This is a genomic window from Gammaproteobacteria bacterium, assembly GCA_041395725.1.
Taxonomy (GTDB): domain Bacteria; phylum Pseudomonadota; class Gammaproteobacteria; order Pseudomonadales; family Pseudohongiellaceae; genus NORP240.
This window is the reverse complement of sequence record JAWKZW010000001.1, coordinates 151,064-169,117: the sequence shown is the minus strand read 5'-3', so window position 1 is coordinate 169,117 and position 18,054 is coordinate 151,064. Positions and strand designations below refer to the sequence as shown.

Annotated in this window: 11 protein-coding genes; 4 read left to right on the top strand and 7 right to left on the bottom strand. The window is 58.6% G+C overall.

Going from position 1 to position 18,054, the window contains the following annotated elements:
• Positions 1 to 6: 6 nt before the first annotated feature.
• Entirely contained in the window at positions 7 to 1,008 is a 1,002-nt protein-coding gene (locus tag R3F50_00725; GenBank protein ID MEZ5488829.1) for a dihydrodipicolinate synthase family protein, read from the bottom strand.
• A gap of 259 nt (positions 1,009 to 1,267) precedes the next feature.
• Here R3F50_00725 and zwf point away from each other — a divergent pair, with 259 nt between their 5' ends.
• From zwf to eda, 4 genes are read left to right on the top strand one after another with little or no spacing between them, the layout of a single operon-like run.
• Positions 1,268 to 2,722 carry a glucose-6-phosphate dehydrogenase gene (gene zwf / locus R3F50_00720; protein MEZ5488828.1) on the top strand — a complete coding sequence of 485 codons (1,455 nt, stop codon included), beginning with the start codon at positions 1,268 to 1,270 and terminating at the stop codon, positions 2,720 to 2,722.
• A gap of 6 nt (positions 2,723 to 2,728) precedes the next feature.
• Positions 2,729 to 3,466 carry a 6-phosphogluconolactonase gene (gene pgl / locus R3F50_00715; protein ID MEZ5488827.1) on the top strand — a complete coding sequence of 246 codons (738 nt, stop codon included), beginning with the start codon at positions 2,729 to 2,731 and terminating at the stop codon, positions 3,464 to 3,466.
• Complete coding sequence (gene edd / locus R3F50_00710) at positions 3,463 to 5,286, top strand: phosphogluconate dehydratase (protein ID MEZ5488826.1); 1,824 nt, start codon at positions 3,463 to 3,465, stop codon at positions 5,284 to 5,286. Before pgl ends, edd begins: the two co-directional genes overlap by 4 nt.
• 12 nt (positions 5,287 to 5,298) lie before the next feature.
• Complete coding sequence (gene eda, locus R3F50_00705; GenBank protein MEZ5488825.1) at positions 5,299 to 5,934, top strand: bifunctional 4-hydroxy-2-oxoglutarate aldolase/2-dehydro-3-deoxy-phosphogluconate aldolase; 636 nt, start codon at positions 5,299 to 5,301, stop codon at positions 5,932 to 5,934.
• A gap of 136 nt (positions 5,935 to 6,070) precedes the next feature.
• Here the strand turns inward: eda and R3F50_00700 are convergent, their stop codons facing one another.
• The 6 genes from R3F50_00700 to malQ form a co-directional block, all read right to left on the bottom strand.
• Positions 6,071 to 7,660 (bottom strand): glycogen/starch synthase, encoded by a 1,590-nt coding sequence (locus tag R3F50_00700; protein ID MEZ5488824.1) that lies wholly within the window; start codon positions 7,658 to 7,660, stop codon positions 6,071 to 6,073.
• A gap of 23 nt (positions 7,661 to 7,683) precedes the next feature.
• Positions 7,684 to 8,946 carry a glucose-1-phosphate adenylyltransferase gene (gene glgC, locus R3F50_00695; protein ID MEZ5488823.1) on the bottom strand — a complete coding sequence of 421 codons (1,263 nt, stop codon included), beginning with the start codon at positions 8,944 to 8,946 and terminating at the stop codon, positions 7,684 to 7,686.
• Positions 8,947 to 9,162: 216 nt separating this feature from the next.
• Complete coding sequence (locus tag R3F50_00690; GenBank protein MEZ5488822.1) at positions 9,163 to 11,589, bottom strand: glycogen/starch/alpha-glucan phosphorylase; 2,427 nt, start codon at positions 11,587 to 11,589, stop codon at positions 9,163 to 9,165.
• A gap of 49 nt (positions 11,590 to 11,638) precedes the next feature.
• A complete protein-coding gene (glgX, locus tag R3F50_00685; GenBank protein ID MEZ5488821.1) occupies positions 11,639 to 13,780 on the bottom strand; it encodes a glycogen debranching protein GlgX in 2,142 nt (713 codons plus the stop codon).
• Positions 13,781 to 15,994 carry a 1,4-alpha-glucan branching protein GlgB gene (gene glgB, locus R3F50_00680; protein MEZ5488820.1) on the bottom strand — a complete coding sequence of 738 codons (2,214 nt, stop codon included), beginning with the start codon at positions 15,992 to 15,994 and terminating at the stop codon, positions 13,781 to 13,783. It abuts the gene before it with no gap.
• Positions 15,991 to 18,048 (bottom strand): 4-alpha-glucanotransferase, encoded by a 2,058-nt coding sequence (gene malQ, locus R3F50_00675; protein ID MEZ5488819.1) that lies wholly within the window; start codon positions 18,046 to 18,048, stop codon positions 15,991 to 15,993. The genes glgB and malQ overlap by 4 nt, the downstream gene beginning before the upstream one ends.
• Between the last annotated feature and the right edge of the window lie 6 nt (positions 18,049 to 18,054).

Below are 18,054 nucleotides of genomic sequence, written 5' to 3'. Positions count from 1 at the left end.
CCCGGATCAACCGGGGATAGGGATCTTCAGATAGGGTTGCAGGCTTGCCAGCCGGTACTCTATCTCCTCCACCTGGTGCGGGGCGAAGCGATACTCACCTCGCCGGGACAGGGTGGTTTTGAAAATACCTCGGCGCTGCAGCACATAGAGTCTGACCCCCGGGATGGTACTGTCCAGATTCAGCATCAGCAGCAGTCTGCTGAAACAGTCCCGCAATTGTTCCTGCTGGCCCGATTGCTGTAGCTCCCAGAGGCGGGCGTAGATGTCGCCGTACATGGCGCCCCCGGTCATCACGCCATCCACGCCAAGACGCATTTCGTAGAGCCAGCTGCGACCGAATGAGGCGGTGATGACGCTCTTGATAGGATTGGGTCGGTGCTTTACTTCCTCGATAATGCGCTGCTGGACGTTACCGTATTCTTCTTTAATATAGGCACAGTTGGGGAAGTCCGTGGCCAGGCGGACCAGGAAGTCCACGCTCAGTTCCAGGTCCGGGCCGCCACTGGTCTGTACGAACACCGGCCGCGAGGTGACCTCGCAAAGAAGCTGGTAATACCGGTAGATGTCGTCGAGTGTGGTCGCATCGGTAGGGGGTATGGCGATCATCCCATCGGGCGCCAGCGCCTCGGCAAAGCGGGCGTATTCCAGCATGCCAGCGGTATCGTCAGCCTGCACGCCCAGCACCAGCACCATGTTCCGGCCGCGGTTGGCCTCCGTCAGTACTTCGAAGCCGCGCATTCTTTCTGCCGTGGAAAGGTAGCGTTGCTCACTGGAGTTCTGTGGCCACACCAGCCCCTGGACTCCGCAGGTATCCAGAAAAGCGACCTGGTGGGCCAGACTCTCGTAATCGACTTGCCCAACAGCCGTGTAGGGTGTGCTGAGTATCATCAGGGCACCGCGCATGGGGTTACCCGGCTGGGCAAACAGTTTATTCATTGATGACAGGGCGGTCAGGGTAGTAGCAGTAAGATACTGGCGGCGGGTCAGTTTCAGGTTTTCCAGTGCCATCGGCGGCCTCCAGGGCGGTTTATTATTGTGGGCAGGAACTGATGGTACTATACGCCAGAGAAAGGGATCAGAGTACATGGGTTCCTTTGGTTTCAGGCTGGGTCTTCAGACTGGCCGGAAACTTGCAAGAAACTTACCGGAAAGTTGCAAGAAGTTTGCAACTGGCGTGCCTTGGCAATCAGCCATTGGCTAACAAACTTCCGCTTGATCTGTCGGCTACGATTCTCGATGGCTTCAGCCCAACGTGTGGCACTCAACTATGCTATGTGATTTATTGATAATCGGCGGTGACGGTGATCTGGCGTTCCGCAAACTGTATCCATCCCTCTATCAGCTGGATGTCGCGGGATGCCTGCCTCCCTGTCTTAAGATTGTTGGTATTTCCCGGTCGCAGGGTGATCAGCAGTCCTTTCGGGCCAGGGTGCGGGAGCGCTTCGAAAGTTTTCACGAGGAAGCCATCGATGAGCAGTTGTGGAAGCGATTTTCCGCGCGCCTGCAGTTTGCCCAGGTTGACGCCACTTCCGAGTCCAGCCTGTTACCCCTGCGGGAAAAGTATTTCAGTGACAGCGGCCGTGATCTGATTGTTTATCTGGCAACCCCGCCGACCATTTTTGCACCGGTCTGCAAGTCCCTGTGGGCGGTTGGCCTGGTGCGCCCGGCTACGCGTATTGTGGTGGAAAAGCCTCTGGGCGAAGACCTGGAATCCTTCCGGGCAATCAACGCCAGTCTTTCAGCACTGTTCAAGGAAGAGCAGGTGTACCGTATCGATCACTACCTGGGCAAGGAGACGGTGCAGAATCTGCTGGCGATGCGGTTTGCCAATGCTCTGTTCGAACCGCTGTGGAACAACAACTACGTGGACCATGTCCAGATTACGGTGGCTGAGACTGTCGGCATCGAGGGGCGCTGGCAGTTCTATGACGAGGCAGGTGCCATGCGGGATATGGTGCAGAACCACCTGTTGCAGCTGCTTTGCCTGGTGGCCATGGAGCCTCCGGCGCGCAACGATCCGCAATCGGTGCACGATGAGAAGCTGAAAGTGCTGCGGGCGCTGAAGCCTATGACCAGCAACGAGGTGCGGGAAAACACAGTTCGGGGTCAGTACCAGCGCGGTGCTGTCAACGGAAACCCGGTTCCCGGCTATCTGGAAGAGGAAGGCGCCCGGCCGGATTCAAGCACCGAAACATTTGTTGCGATCAAGGCCCAGATCAGCAACTGGCGCTGGTCCGGGGTACCGTTTTATCTGCGCACCGGTAAGCGTCTGGTCAAGCGCTATTCCGAAATTGTCATCCAGTTCAAAGAGGTGCCCCATGCCATCTTTGATGAGGAGATCGAACGGGAGGAAGCCAACCGGCTGGTTATTCGCCTGCAGCCGGACGAAGGCATCAGGCTGATGGTCCGCAACAAGGTGCCGGGTCTGGACGACCCCATGGAGCTGGAACAGGTGGCGCTGGATCTGTCCCTGTCCCGGAGCTTTCCTGATCGGCGCGCGCCCGGTGCCTATGAACGGTTGTTACTGGATGTGATGCGGGCCAATTCCACCCACTTCATGCGCTCCGACGAACTGGAGGCGGCCTGGGCCTGGGTGGACGGCATCATCGCCGGCTGGCGCAAGGTCAACAAGCGGCCCCTGGGTTACACGGCCGGGAGCTGGGGTCCGTCCGACGGCATTGCGCTGATTGCCCGCGATGATCGCAACTGGGATGAAGGGTAGCCTGTCATGAGCTGGCAGATACACAGCTTTACCAGTGACAGCCTGCTCGTCGAGGAACTGGCGGCGGATATCTCCCGCCACCTGCAGGCGGCCATCGACAGTCGTGGTCAGGCCAGCCTGGCAGTCTCGGGTGGCAGGACGCCGCTGCTGCTGTTCGATCGCCTGTCCGCTGCCGTGATCGAGTGGCAGAAGGTGACCGTTACGCTGGTCGACGAGCGCTGGGTTGATGAGGACCACCCGGATTCCAATGCCAGCCTGGTCAAGTCCTGTTTGCTGAAGGGGCCTGCCGTTCGAGCCCGCTTTCTGGGCCTGAAGACCCCCCAGGCCGACCCCTTTTCCGCCGTGGACCAGGTCGAGCGGGCGCTGGGCAGTCTGCCGCTGCCGCTGGATGTGGTGGTGCTGGGCATGGGGCTGGATGGCCACACCGCCTCTTTCTTTCCTGCTGCCCGTGGCGTGGACCAGGCGCTTGACCCGGCTACTGCCCGACTTTGCAGTGCCGTGGAGCCGACAACGGCTCCCCATCCGAGGATCACCCTGACCCTGCCGGTAATCCTGGCTGCCCGGCGTCTGTACCTGCATATTGCCGGGCCCGGGAAAAAGGCGGTACTGGATCAGGCCACGGCGACCGGCGTCCCCGCTGATACAAAGGTCCCGGGTCAACGGCAATTGCCCATTGGTACAGTGCTGCAACAGTCCCCTGGGGCGGTGCAAATTTACTACGCCGAAAACGGAGTCACTTTATGACACAGTTACATCCCGAGCTAGAGCGTCTCACCGGGGAACTGGTGGAACGCAGCCGCGCCAGCCGCTTAGCCTACCTGGATCGGTTGAAGCGTACCGGGGATCAGGATCCCCCGCGTCGCAAGCTGTCCTGTGGCAACCTGGCGCACGGCTATGCCGCCTGTAATGAGAGTGACAAGCAGGCTATCCGCCTGATGCAAAGCGCCAACCTGGGCATAGTCACCGCCTACAACGACATGCTCTCGGCCCACCAGCCCCTCGAGGAATATCCGCGCCTGATCAAGCAATACGCCAATGAAAGGGGCTCCACTGCCCAGGTGGCAGGCGGTGTGCCGGCCATGTGCGACGGCGTCACCCAGGGCCAGGTGGGGATGGAGATGAGCCTGTTCAGCAGGGACACCATCGCCATGGCGACGGCCATCAGTCTCAGCCACAACCTGTTTGACGGTATTCTGTGTCTTGGAGTCTGCGACAAGATCGTGCCCGGGTTGCTGATCGGCGCCTTACAGTTCGGTCATCTGCCGGTGGGATTTATACCGGCCGGTCCGATGCCTTCAGGGATTTCCAACAAGGAAAAAGCCCGGGTGCGGGAGCAGTTCGCGACCGGGCAGGCCAGTCGCGAAGAGCTGCTGGATGCCGAGTCTGCGTCTTACCACAGCCCCGGTACCTGTACCTTCTACGGCACCGCCAACACCAACCAGATGCTGATGGAGGTGATGGGGGTGCAGTTGCCAGGCTGTTCGTTCATTAATCCGGCCGATCCCATGCGCCCACTCATGACCCGTGCGACTGTAGACAGGGTGATTGAGGCGGCCAACAACCCGGGCACGGCCAGCCTTTGTGCTGTCGTGTCTGAAGCTTCGATTATCAATGCCTGTGTGGCACTGCTGGCCACTGGCGGTTCCACCAACCATACCCTGCATCTGGTTGCAATTGCGCGGGCGGCCGGTATCCAGCTGCGCTGGCAGGATCTTGACCGTTTATCCCGTAGTGTGCCTCTTCTGGTGAGGGTCTATCCCAATGGTGTGGAAGACATCAACAGTTTTCAGCAGGCCGGCGGGACAGCATTCCTGATTCGTGAACTGCTTGAGGCCGGACTGCTGAACGATCAGGTTGTTACTTTAATGGGGCCAGGGCTCTCTTCCTATACCAGGGCGCCGAAGCTGCAGGGCCCGAACCGGCTGTCCTGGCAGGAGAAGGTTGAATCCAGTGCCAACGAAGCCGTGCTGCGTCCCGCTGCCGCGCCTTTCAGTGCGGAGGGCGGGTTGCGGCTGCTGCAGGGTAATCTGGGTGAGAGTGTTATCAAGCTGTCTGCTGTGCTGCCCGAACACCGTCATATCAAGGCACCCTGTCGGGTTTTTCACGATCAACAAAGCATGAAACAGGCGTTCCAGAACGATGAGTTGCGGGGAGATTGCGTGGTCGTCGTACGCTTCCAGGGTCCCCGGGCGAACGGTATGCCCGAACTACATCAGCTGACCCCTTACCTTGGCGTCCTGCAGGATCGAGGCTGCCGGGTAGCCTTGATTACTGACGGGCGCATGTCCGGGGCATCCGGCAAGGTGCCGGCGGCTATTCACCTGGCCCCGGAAGCCCTGGCCGCGGGACCTATCGCCAGGCTGCGCGACGGCGACGTCATTGAACTGAACGGCGAGGCAGGCGAACTCAATGTACTGGTCGATGCGGCGGAATTCGAGAGTCGCGAGGCCGCCGTGTTTGATCCACGGGGTGGGGATACGCTGGGTCGCTCGCTGTTTGCCTGTTTCAGGGACCAGGTGGGCGTAGGTAGCGACGGCGCCTCGGTATTCAACTTTGACCAATAAGGAGAGACAGTCATGAGCATGCCTTCGTCTGAATCGCTGCGAGAACTGTTAGGCAGGCTGACTGTGATACCGGTACTCACAGCCGACAGTGTTGAAGCGGGTGTGGCCGTGTGCCAGGCCCTGCAGGCGGGGGGCATTCACGGGGTGGAAATCACCCTGCGCACACCGGCGGCCCTGGATGTGATCCGTGCGGTCCAGGAGCGGCTCGACGATTTCCTGGTAGGTGCCGGTACGGTGAAGACGACGAACGATCTGCGCGAACTCAAAAACCTGGATGTGGCTTTCGCCGTGAGTCCTGGTCTTACCCGTCGCCTGTCGGACTGCGCTTTTGAACTGGATGTTCCCCTGCTGCCTGGCGTCGCCACGGCGTCAGAAGTGCTGGCGGGCCTCGAAGCAGGGCGGGATTTTTTCAAGCTGTTCCCGGCCCAGGCAGCAGGGGGCATACCGTTACTGAAATCCCTGGCTGCACCGTTCGCCGAGGTGAAATTCTGTCCGACCGGAGGCATCGGGGCGGACAATTTCAGAGAGTATCTCGCCCTGCCCAACGTGGTCTGTGTGGGAGGCTCATGGATGGTCGGGGCCGATCTGCTGACGGCCGGCGATTGGGGGCAGGTGGAAAGACTCAGCCGGGCATGTTTCGATCGGTGAACGTCTGCCCTGGTGCTGCCGCGTGTCGAAACGAAGTATTCCTTCATGGGGCCGTCAGGCTGGTAAGCCAGACCCAGGCCATGACAGCACCCGAACAGACTCCGGCTGTTCGCTGCAATAAGCAGCCAGGGGTGTCTCAGGTGAGCTTTTTAGCGGCAGATCGTCTGGATTTTGGCCGATCTGCACGGTACAGGTGTTCCAGATACTGATCTATGGAAGTATCCCAGGTGAAGCGTGACTGCTTTGCCGCCCTGGCGATCTTCTGCCACTTCCGGGGCTTATCCCGATACAGGGACAGCGTCTGCTGCAGTGTGTCCAGCAGGTTCTGTTGTTTGTCTGCCAGATTGTCGCCACCGAAACTGAAGCCATTTTTGCCGTTGATGACGGTGTCGTTGAGTCCGCCTACCTGGTGAACCAGGCAGGGAACGCCGGCGCGCATGGCCAGCATCTGGCTGATTCCACAGGGTTCGTAAATGCTGGGCATGACAAACAGGTCGCCAAATCCGTACAGGGCGGCTGACAGGGGTTCAGAGTAGCCATCCAGGTACAGGAAGTTCTGATGTGCCTGCATGACGCGGGTGAAAAACCGGGCATAGTCCGGATCGCCACTGCCCAGCATGATGAACGTGCCTTTATCGAGCTGTTCCAGCAGCAGGTCCATTAGCGGTCGGTGGTACAGATTCTGTATCAGCAGGTATAATTTTTGCGCGGTCAGTCGGCCGATTGACACCAGGCAGGGCCGGGCAATGTCCCCGGCCCGGGTCATTCCATGCAGTCTCTTCAGGGCGTAGTAGTGGGCGGTCTGATTTCCCAGGCCCCTGTCGACCCAGCGATCCAGATTTTCCTCGATCAGGCGGAAAGTGGCCGTTGCCGTGGGTGGTTCAGGCACTGACTCGTAGTCGCAGCCATTTAGAATGCCCAACAGTCGGCCCTCGGCCTGGGCCCGCTGCAGATCCAGCTCCAGCCCCTCGCCGCCGACAATCCCCTCGCTCCAGTCGCTGGGTCGCAGGATTTCTCTGGCATAGGTGGGGGACACGGTGTGTACCCGATCCGCCAGATTAATCCCCGTGCGCATCAGGTTGATGCAGTCGCGATGGGACGGATCGACAATCCCGGCCGGCTGATAGGGCAGGGTGGGAAACCAGCTTTCCAGGGCCGAGTGTACACCGCGCAGCGGTCTGACTCCCTGCAGGGACAGGTTATGAATAGTGAAGACGGCGGGTAGATTGTGCAGCTTGATATAGCGGGGATCGAAAGCCCGCAGCAGCAGCAGAGGGGCGGCATGCCAGTCATGACAGTGCAGCACCTGCAACGGCGGGAGCAGATCCTGGACCAGCAATTCGGCCACCGCTGCGCAGAACAGGGCAAACTTGTGCGCATCGGTGGCAAAAGGGCCGGCATTGTCGTCGACATAGATGCGCCCCGCGCCCGCCGCAGAGAACAGCGGGTGTTCCAGGACAATGTGCCGGACACCCGGCACGGATCTTGGTGCCTTGACCTCAAACACGGTCAGGTTTTCCGGGACACCGCAGAACCAGACCTGCAGCCGGGCCAGTTCCCGGGCCTCCCCGCCTGTGGCGAAGATCCCGTAACCGGGTGTAATAACGGAAACTTCGTGACCCGCTTTGGCCAATCCAATGGGCAGGTCGCGGATAACGTCCCCCAGTCCGCCCACCTTGCCACCCGGCAGGGCGTCATTCTCTGCTGCCACAAGGCCTATGTGCATAGTGGATACCGGCGTCTGCGCACCTAGATGACTTCCTGGCCCAGGGCCTTAGCCGTCACCAGCGTGACACCCTGGTCAGTCACCCGGTAGCCGCGGTGGCGGTCTTCGTCGGCATCAAAACCGATGACCGCGCCCTCCGGGATCTCGCAGGCACGATCGACGATGACTTTCCTTAACTTCGCGTTGCGGCCCACTTTGACCTCGGGCAGGATTACCGAGTGCTCGACGGTGGCAAAGGAATTGACCCGTACACTGGAAAAAATCACCGAGTGGCGGACCGTCGCGCCGGAAATGATCACCCCCCCGGCCACCATGGAGTCCAGTGCCTGGCCCCGGCGCTCATCATCGTCAAACACAAACTTGGCGGGCGGCAACTGTTCCTGGAAAGTCCAGATCGGCCAGCGGCGGTCATACAGGTTGAGGGGGGGTGTCGGCGCTACCAGCTCCATGTTGGCTTTCCAGTAGGCATCCAGCGTTCCCACGTCGCGCCAGTAGGGCAGAATATCGGCATCGGGATCGACGAATTCGTAGGCATAAACCCGGTGATCCTTGATGATGCCCGGAATGATGTTCTTACCGAAATCGTGCTCCGAAGACTGATCACTGGAATCCCGACGCAGCTGGTCAAAGAGGAAATCCGCATTGAACACGTAGTTGCCCATGCTCGCCAGGCAGTAGCCGGGCTTGCCCGGCAGTTCAGCTGGCGTGGCGGGTTTCTCGTTGAAATCGACGATGCGGTTGTTGCTGTCAACAGTCATGACACCGTAGGAGTTGGCAGCCTCGTCGATCGGCACAACCATACAGGAAACCGTCATGTCCGCATTCATTTCCGCGTGATAGGCAAGCATGTCGCCATAGTCCTGCCGGTACACGTGATCACCGGAAAGGATCAGGATAAATTCCGGAATTTCATCGCGGATGATGTCCAGGTTCTGATAGACCGCATCGGCGGTGCCCAGATACCAGTTTTCGGAATAACGCTGCGATGCCGGCAATATCTCTACGCCTTCACCCAGCTCCTTTTTGAAATGCCCCCAGCCGCGCACCAGGTGTTTGACCAGCGAGTGGGACTTGTACTGGGTAACCACGCCGATTCGGCGCACACCTGAATTAATACAGTTGGAGAGAGGAAAATCGATGATGCGGAACTTTCCGCCAAAATACAGCGCAGGCTTGGCTCGCCAGTTGGTCAGTTCGTGCAGGCGCGACCCTCTTCCGCCAGCCAGAATCAGTGCATAGGTATCCCGTGTGAGCTTGCTGACAAAGCGCGGAGCTGAAGCGTACATAGTAGCGTTACCTGTTCTCTGCTGTTGGTATGAAGATCTTTCGGTCCAGTGTCTCGTGCTGCATGTAATGATTGGGTTCAGACTTTCCAAGCATAGCAAATTGTGAGGAGGGAACCGCGGCTTTTTGTGCCGCGTTGGGGTAATTATGCTACCTCAATACCCCCTCTATCGCTCCCTTTCCCTACTCTATCAAATTCCGCGTCACGGTCGTCAGAGTCAGGCGACGCCAGTGTCCAGTTTCCAGATCTCTGTGGCATATTCCCGGATGGTCCGGTCACTGGAAAAATAACCGCTGCTGGCCGTGTTGAGAATGCTTTTACGAGCCCATTCCGCCCGGTTGTTGAACAGCTGACCAACTTCCCGCTGGCTGTCCACGTAGGTGCGGAAATCTGCGGCTGTCATCCACGGGTCATGGGGGTTGCGGATCCCGTGGCAGATAGAGTCGAAAATACCGTTTTCCCCCTGGTCGAAAAAGCCGGTCTCCAGCATTGCCATGACGGTGGAAAGGTCTTCATCGGCCGCGATGATTCCATTAGGCTGGTAATCACTGCGCAGGGCCTCCACTTCTTCGGCGTTAAGGCCGAACAGGAAAAAGTTTTCTTTGCCCACGGCTTCGCGAATTTCAATATTGGCTCCATCGAGCGTGCCGATTGTGAGCGCGCCATTCATCATAAACTTCATGTTCCCGGTCCCCGATGCCTCCTTACCGGCGGTGGAGATCTGTTCAGACAGATCGGTTCCGGCGCAGATAACCTCCATGGCGGTGACATTGTAATCAGGCAGAAAAGCCATCCGTAACAGGGGCGCTGCTCTGGGATCGTCGTTAATCACACTGGCGACATTGTTAGCCAGTTTGATGATCAGCTTGGCCATTTCGTAGCCGGGTGCCGCTTTACCCCCGAGCAGCACACAGCGCGGTACCATCCCTCTGGTGTCGCCCTTCAGAATCTGATCATACAGGTAGATGACATGGAGGATATTCAGCAACTGGCGCTTGTATTCATGAATACGCTTTACCTGCACGTCGAACAGCATGTCCGGGTCGAAACTCACACCACAGCGGCTCTTTACCAGTCTGGCCAGCGCCTGCTTGTTTGCCTGTTTGACTGCCAGCCAGCGGGATTGAAATTCAGAATCTTCAGCGAAGTCTCTGAGTTTCTGCAGTTCGCTGAGATCGTTGCGCCAGCTGCCGTCGATCGCTTCCTCGATCAGCCCGGCCAGTCCCGGATTGCAGAACGCCAGCCAGCGTCGAGGGGTCACGCCGTTGGTTTTGTTATTGAACTTCTCCGGCCACAATTCGTAAAAATTTCTGAACAGGCCTTTCTTGAGCAGTTCCGTATGCAGCGAAGCGACCCCATTGACGGAGAAGCTGCCGACTATGGCAAGGTGAGCCATGCGAACTGTGCGAGTCTGGTCGTCGATGATAGACATGGCCCTCAGCCGCTCACTGTCGCCGGGCCAGCGATTGGCTACATCGTGCAGAAACCGGGCATTGACTTCGTGAATAATCTCCAGCAATCGCGGTAGCATCTCCTGGAACAGGTCCAGTGACCACACCTCCAGTGCTTCGGGCAGCAGGGTGTGGTTAGTATAGGCCATGCTGCTGGTGGTAATTTCCCATGACCTGTTCCAGGCCAGCGCGTAGTCGTCAACGAGCAGGCGCATCAGTTCCGCAATGGCGATCGCCGGGTGGGTATCGTTCAACTGGAAACAGTTCTTCTCCGCAAAGTTCTCGAAATCGAAACCGTTACGGGTGACCCAGCGGGACAGAACATCCTGCAGGCTGGCGGAGGTCAGGAAGTATTGCTGGCGCAGGCGCAGAACCTTGCCGTTTTCGCTGGCATCGTTGGGGTACAGCACCATGGAGATCTGCTCAGCGGCGTTCTTTGCCGCCACCGCTTCGGTGTAGCTTCCAGCGTTGAACTCGTCCAGGTTGAATTCTTCCGTGGCGGCCGATTTCCATAGCCGCAGAGTGTTTACCACATCGTTCTGGAATCCCGGTATCGGCATGTCAAACGGTATGGCAAGCACGTCGTGGGTGTCCACCCAGCGGACATGCCGCTTGCCCTGGGTGTCGATATCCACGGTGGTATGACCAAAAAATTTGACCACGCGGGTATCCTGGGGAGCCTCGAGCAGCCAGGGGTTGCCGTTCTGCAGCCACTGGTCAGGCTGTTCCACCTGATACCCGTGGCGGATGCGCTGGCGAAACATGCCGTAGTCATAAAGAATGCCATAGCCGGTGACCGGCAGGCCCAGGGAGGCGCAGCTGTCCAGGAAGCAGGCTGCCAGCCGCCCGAGGCCGCCATTGCCAAGGCCGGCATCCCGTTCTTCATCGGCCAGTTTTTCCAGAGAGACCCCGAACTCCTGGAGTGCTTCGCGCAGTTGCTCGTCCATGTCCATGTTCATTACCGCGTTGTTGAGTGCTCTGCCCATCAGAAATTCCAATGACAGATAAGCCACCCGCTTCGGCTTCTCATGGTGGTAGCGGTTGCGCGTGTCGCGCCAGCGTTCCACCAGGCGGTCGCGCACCGTCAGAGCTGCCGCGGTATACAGATAGAGATGGCTGTGATCGGCCTGATCCCGGCCCAGGGTATAACGGAAGTGGCGTTCCAGATCGCTGGTAAAACCCTCTTTGCTCATTTTCAGCCAGCGGTTGTGACTGTTCAAATCCAGGTCTTCAGTGTGTTCTTTACTCATAAATTGACATCGTGGAGGTATCGAGATTAGAGGATTGGCTGTCCCGACGAGCCAATAACATGACTGTCGAACAGGAGAAAAGTCTGAGCTGACGCTCAACCATACAGTTGCCCGGGTCGGGAATGCCGGATTCCAGTGCCGTATCGAAAAGTATCTCCCATTGGCGGAAATCTTCCAGTTGTGGCAGTTTGAAACTGACGGCGTCGCGGCCGGCATGAAAGATAATAAACAGCCTTTCTACGCTGTCAGCCTCCGGATTGTACCAGTTGAGCAGGTGACCCAGGGTGCGGGCCTGATTATCCGACCAGTGGCTGGGCTGCATCGGTTCGCCGTTCTTACCGTACCATTCCACCACGGGTTCTTTGCGTTCTTCGCTAAAATGAATGTACTGATCCAGGGAAAAAATACGGAACCGATTCCGCAAGGCGATCAGGTGGCTGACAAACTGCCGTTGCCGGTGCCCGCGGCTGTCAATGCCATCCCAGTTTATCCAGTTGAGCTCGTTGTCCTGGCAGTAGGCGTTGTTGTTGCCCTGCTGGCTGCGCCCCAGTTCGTCCCCCGCTGCAAGCATCGGTGTGCCCTGGGAAAACAGCAGTGTGGCGAGCAGATTGCGTTGCTGACGCCAGCGTAAAACGTTGATGGAGGCGTCGTCGGTGGCCCCTTCAACGCCGAAATTGTCGCTGTAGTTTTCGTTGTGCCCGTCCTGATTGTTCTCCAGGTTCAGTTCGTTGTGGCGATCCCGGTAGCTGACCAGATCCGCCAGTGTGAAGCCGTCGTGACTGGTCACAAAATTGATACTGGCGCTGGGCCTGCGGCCGGAATGTTCGAAGATGTCGCTGGAGCCGTGAATGCGCCGCGCCAGATCCGGCATCACTCCGGAATCGCCACGCCAGAATCGCTTGACAGTGTCTCTGTACCGATCATTCCATTCGCTCCAGCCGGCCGGAAACTGCCCCAGCTGGTAGCCGCCAGGCCCTATGTCCCATGGCTCGGCGATGAACTTGCTGCCGGCCAGCACCGGATCCTGGAGAATGGCGTCGAAGAAGCCGCTGCCCCGGTCGAAACCCTGCTGTTCCCGTCCCAGTACCGGCGCCAGGTCAAAGCGGAATCCATCCACCTGCATGGTTTCCACCCAGTAGCGCAGGCAGTCCATGATCAGCTGGATCACCCGCGGATGCAGGACGTTGATGGTATTGCCACAACCGGTATCGTTGATGTAATAACGCCGGTCCTCCGGTTGCAGCCGGTAGTAGGAGAAATTATCGATACCCTTGAAAGACAACGTTGGGCCCAGACGGTTGCCTTCGGCGGTATGATTGAAAACGATATCCAGGATGACTTCCATGCCGGCATCGTGAATCGCATCCACCATGGTACGGAATTCCAGGATATTGTTGCTGCTCTGGTAGTGCTGGTGCGGGGTGAAGTAGGCCATTGTGTTATAGCCCCAGTAGTTGGTAAGCCCGCGTTCGTGGAGAAAGGGTTCGCTGATGAAGCTCTGTACCGGCAGCAGTTCGATGCTGGTGACGCCCAGGCTTTTCAGATAGTCCAGCACCCGCGGATGGGCCATCCCGGCAAACTTGCCCCGTTCACTGACAGGAATGTCAGGATGCAGGCGTGTGAATCCTTTCAGGTGCGTTTCATAGATGATAGTGTCAGCCTTCTGAATTCGATTGCTTACCGGTGGCGGACGGGAATGATCCTCCACGACCACACACTTTGGCATAGTGGCGGCGTTGTCGCGCTTGTCCATGCTGAGATCAGACTCCGGACTTTCGGGGTCATAGCCATAGTGCAGGTCGGACCAGACCAGTTCGCCGTGCAGCTGTCTGGCATAGGGGTCAAGCAGCAGCTTATTGGGATTAAAGCGATGTCCAAGGTGAGGCTGGTAGGGCCCGTAAACACGGTAACCGTATAGCGTACCCGGCCCTGCGCCGGGCAGATAGCCGTGCCAGACCTGGTTGCTGACGGCTGGCAGCTCCAGGCGCCCCAGTTCTGTACTGCCATCTGCGGCGAACAGACAGAGTTCGACCCGCTCCGCATGGGCGGAAAACAGGGCAAAGTTTACGCCGCCATCCTGGCAGGTGGCCCCGAGGGGGTAAGGCAGTCCGGTCTCGAGTCTCAGATTCTGCATTTATCGTGTAACCTGCTTTTTGAGAAAGACGGCGGCCAGGGGCGGCAGGGTCACACTCACAGAGCAGGGCCTGCCATGGCTGCTGATGTTTTCCGCCTCGACACTGCCCAGGTTGCCATGGTCGGTGCCACCATAATGCCCGCTGTTGGTGTTGAGGCATTCCTGGTAAGTTCCTGGTCCGGGTACCCCGAAACGAAAATTCTGGTACAGCGTCGGCGTCAGATTGCAGGCCACGATAACCTGGTCGGCCGCGGTCCGGCCTTTGCGGATGAAGATAAAAATTGCGCCGGTATGTTCTCCGGCGGTAATCCATTCGAAACTCTCCAGGTCATTGTCTCGGCTCCAGAATGCAGGGTTGTGCATGTAGAGTGCGTTCAGGTCTTTAACCAATCGTTGTATACCCTCGTGTTCTTGCTGGGCAAGCAGATGCCAGTCCAGACTCCGGTCATGATTCCATTCCTGGCGCTGGGCTATTTCGCAGCCCATGAACAGCAGTTGTTTACCAGGGTGCGACCACATGAAGGCCAGATAAGCGCGCAGATTGGCAAATTTCTGCCAGTCGTCGCCGGGCATTTTTTCCAGCAGGGAGCGCTTGCCGTGTACCACCTCGTCGTGACTGACAGGCAGAATAAAGTTTTCGCTGAAGCCGTACAGCAGACCGAAAGTCATTTCGTTCTGGTGATACTGCCGGTGAATGGGGTCACGACTCATGTAAGTGAGGGTGTCGTTCATCCAGCCCAGGTTCCATTTGAAGCCGAACCCCAGGCCGCCGCTGTCAGCGAAGCGTGTGACACCTGGCCAGGCGGTGGACTCTTCGGCCACCATCATAATGTCCGGAAAGCGCTGATAAGTGCGTGTGTTGATCTGCCTCAGCAGTTCGATGGCGCCAAGGTTTTCCCTCCCGCCAAGGTGGTTGGGCAGCCACTCGCCGTCTTCACGGCTGTAATCCAGGTACAGCATGGACGCCACCGCATCGAAGCGCAGGCCGTCGATATGGAATTCCTCCAGCCAGTACATGGCGTTGCTGATCAGATAGCTGCATACCTCCGGCCGGTCGTAATTGAAAATGTAAGTCTTCCAGTCCGGATGGAAGCCCTGGCGGGGATCGCTGTGCTCGTAGAGGTGGGTTCCGTCAAACTCTCCCAGGCCATGCTCATCGGTAGGAAAGTGACCCGGCACCCAGTCCAGCAGGACGCCGATATTATTGCGATGGGCAAGGTCTACCAGATAGCGGAAATCATTGGGCGAGCCGTAGCGGCAGCTGGGCGCGAACATACCCAGCGGCTGGTACCCCCAGGAACCATCAAACGGGTGCTCATTGATCGGCATCAGTTGCAGGTGGGTGAATCCCAGCTCCGTGACATAGGGGATCAGGGCATCCGCCAGTTCCCGGTAATTCAGAAACTGACCGCCATCTCCACCACGGCGCCAGGAGCCGGCATGAACCTCGTATATGGAAACCGGTGAATCAACCTGTTGCCGGCTTCCCCTGTGTTGCATCCAGGACAGGTCCCGCCAGGTGAACTTTTCCTCCAGGGGGATTCGTGACGCGGTGCCCGGTCGTAATTCCATCTGCCTGGCAAAGGGGTCAGCCTTGAGTGGCAGCGGTCGGCCGTCGGCAGCACGAATGGCGTATTTGTAGTGGTCACCAGGCTGCGCACCGGGCAGGAACAACTCCCAGATGCCACTGTCAAAATGCACCCGCATGGGATGGGTTCGTTCATCCCAGTTATTGAAATCTCCAACCACCGCTACGCGGCGGGCATTGGGCGCCCACACGGTGAAGCGCACGCCAAGTACGCCCTCCTGGGAAAGACGGTTGGCACCGAGCATACGGTAGGCGTTCTCATGGGATCCCTGATGGAACAGGTACAGGTCGTCCGCACTGAGGGATGAGGCGAATCGGTAAGGGTCGTCGATGTCGATACTGCTCAACGGGTAATGGACCCGCAACCGGTATTTGGTCAGATCCGGGTAAGGGACAATGCCCTCGAAGAAGCCGTGGCTATGCAGCCGTTGCAGTTCTCCCAGATGAGTCTCGCTGTCCGAGCCGAGCACTTCAACGGCTTCGGCACCGGGCAGGAAGGTGCGGATTACCCGTCCGGAGAAATCCGCGACATGGTGAATTCCCAGGACCGCAAACGGGTCATTGAAATTTCCTGACACGACGGATTCTATGACCGCGTTGTCGATGGTCTGCTGGTAACTGCTCATGTGCTGGCTCTCGCTCCGACAAAGGCTTCCAGGAGCTGCCGGCGTCCGGGGTCCGCAAACAGTTCCTCGACAGGAGTTGATAATTTCCGTCGCCAGTTTGGATACTGGTCGCTGGTGCCGGGAATATTAATGGGCTTTTCAACCAGGCACAGATCCTCGGGTTGCAGGGATACCAGCCTGGATGCGCTGCCGGCGCAGGCCTGTAGAATTGCCTGGCACAGAGTGTTGTCAAAAATTCTGTGGATATTAAAGTCCGCCCAGTTCTCGGGTAGCAAGTGTAACTCATTAAGCCAATGCAAAATCTGGATCAGGTCAGACTCCCGAGCGCCGATTGCCCCGGTCAATTGTTCAGGGTTGTCAAACAGTCCGATTTCATGCCGCAGGGCCAGATCGCTTTTCGACCACCAGGCTGCCAGGGTAGGGACGTCATGGTTGGCCACCATCGCCAGGGCGTTCGGGTTCCAGTCCCGAGGGTGCCGGAAATGCACCGGGTCGTGCTTTTCAAAATAGAACAGCAGGTTTGACAGCATCCCTGCCTCCCCCATCAGATGCCTGATCCCGGGGGGCACAGTGCCCAGATCCTCGCCAATGATAACGCAGCGCTGGCGGTGGCTTTCCAGCTTCAGAATCGCGAACAGGTCGTCAGCCGGATAGCTGACATAAGCGCCTTTGCCTGTGTGGTCCTGGCCAGGGCACCACCACAGTCGCATCAGGCTCATGATGTGGTCGATGCGCAGGGCGCCGCAATGTGCCATGTTATCTTTGGCCAGCTCGATGAAATGGGCGTAGCCGGATTGCCTGAGTGCCAGCGGATTCATAGGGGGCAGCCCCCAGTTCTGTCCCTGGGGCGCCAGCGGGTCAGGTGGTGCGCCGACACTGGCGGTGGCGCAGAACAGCTCCGGGTTGAGGGCCACCTCGGCCCCGTTGCGGTCGCTACCCACCGCCAGATCCCGGATCAGGCCCACGGCCATGCCTTTCTCACCTGCCAGGTCCTGACAGGCTTGCAACTGGGACTCGGCCAGCCACTGCAGGTAGTAATGAAATTCCGCGTGCCGGGACATATGCACTGACAGCCTGTGGCGGTGGGCCTGAAATTTACCGAAATTTTTCAGGGCCTTGCCTTTCTGTTGCAGCCACGCGCGAAATGCCTCGCCCCTGGCACTGACCGTTTCCAGGTGGTGAGCCCGGAAATGCTTGAACATTTTCGACAGGACCCTGTGCTTGAGGTGACTGACGGCATCGTAGTCAACCAGCTCCAGGTCACGCAGTTCGTCGAGGCGGGCTTGAAACGCCGGTCTGGACACATAGTCCCGGATTGACTCGCTGTCCCGGAAATCCTCTTCCCGTTCCACGTCGATGTAGAGCGGGTTCAGGAAGCGGCGATCCAGCGGGCTGTAGGGGCTGCAGTTGTCAGGGGCCAGGTCGTCAAGAATATGCAGCGGATTGAGTACGACGAAATCCAGTCCGGATTCGGCTGCCTGGCGGACAAAGTCACGCAGGTCGGTAAAATCGCCCATTCCCCAGTTGCGGGCCGACTTGAGTTCGTAGAGATGTACCGACAGACCCGCCAGACGTCGATCAGACTCGCACCAGAAGGGCTGGTAACCTTGGGCCGGTGCGGCAATGAGCAGGACTGCCCGGTTCTGCTCACGGGCTGCAAGCGTCAATCGGTGATAGCCGGCCGGAAGCGGCGGTAAGGCCAGCTGCCTGACACTACCCCTGCCGGTCGCTGGATCAGGCGGGTTCACTTCGGCCAGGGTCAGCGGGTCGAAACTGCCGGCATGGGTAACGTCTGCTTCTGTCTGCAGGTGCCAATTGAAACCGGCCTGCAGATCACGCTCCGACAGGGTCAGCTGCAGTTGTAGCGGTCGGTCGCATGCCACCACCGTGGCCGCCGGCAGCCAATGGCCCTGTATCCGCTCCCGGCTGTCCTTCAGCAAGGCACTCACATCACTGTTCGGAGTCAGTCTGACGCCCATCATCGCCAGGACGGCAAGCCGATTGGAATAGGTGATTTCCTGCTCTTCGCCGTGGCAGTTTATGAAGCTGTTCATAATTCC

Bases quoted from the DNA above. Each gene is read 5' to 3' on its own strand.
- glgC (MEZ5488823.1), bottom strand. From the start codon at position 8,946: ATGTACGCTTCAGCTCCGCGCTTTGTCAGCAAGCTCACACGGGATACC.
- R3F50_00700 (MEZ5488824.1), bottom strand. From the start codon at position 7,660: ATGCACATAGGCCTTGTGGCAGCAGAGAATGACGCCCTGCCGGGTGGC.
- malQ (MEZ5488819.1), bottom strand. From the start codon at position 18,048: ATGAACAGCTTCATAAACTGCCACGGCGAAGAGCAGGAAATCACCTAT.
- zwf (MEZ5488828.1), top strand. From the start codon at position 1,268: ATGCTATGTGATTTATTGATAATCGGCGGTGACGGTGATCTGGCGTTC.
- R3F50_00690 (MEZ5488822.1), bottom strand. From the start codon at position 11,589: ATGAGCAAAGAGGGTTTTACCAGCGATCTGGAACGCCACTTCCGTTAT.
- glgB (MEZ5488820.1), bottom strand. From the start codon at position 15,994: ATGAGCAGTTACCAGCAGACCATCGACAACGCGGTCATAGAATCCGTC.
- R3F50_00725 (MEZ5488829.1), bottom strand. From the start codon at position 1,008: ATGGCACTGGAAAACCTGAAACTGACCCGCCGCCAGTATCTTACTGCT.
- glgX (MEZ5488821.1), bottom strand. From the start codon at position 13,780: ATGCAGAATCTGAGACTCGAGACCGGACTGCCTTACCCCCTCGGGGCC.
- eda (MEZ5488825.1), top strand. From the start codon at position 5,299: ATGAGCATGCCTTCGTCTGAATCGCTGCGAGAACTGTTAGGCAGGCTG.
- pgl (MEZ5488827.1), top strand. From the start codon at position 2,729: ATGAGCTGGCAGATACACAGCTTTACCAGTGACAGCCTGCTCGTCGAG.
- edd (MEZ5488826.1), top strand. From the start codon at position 3,463: ATGACACAGTTACATCCCGAGCTAGAGCGTCTCACCGGGGAACTGGTG.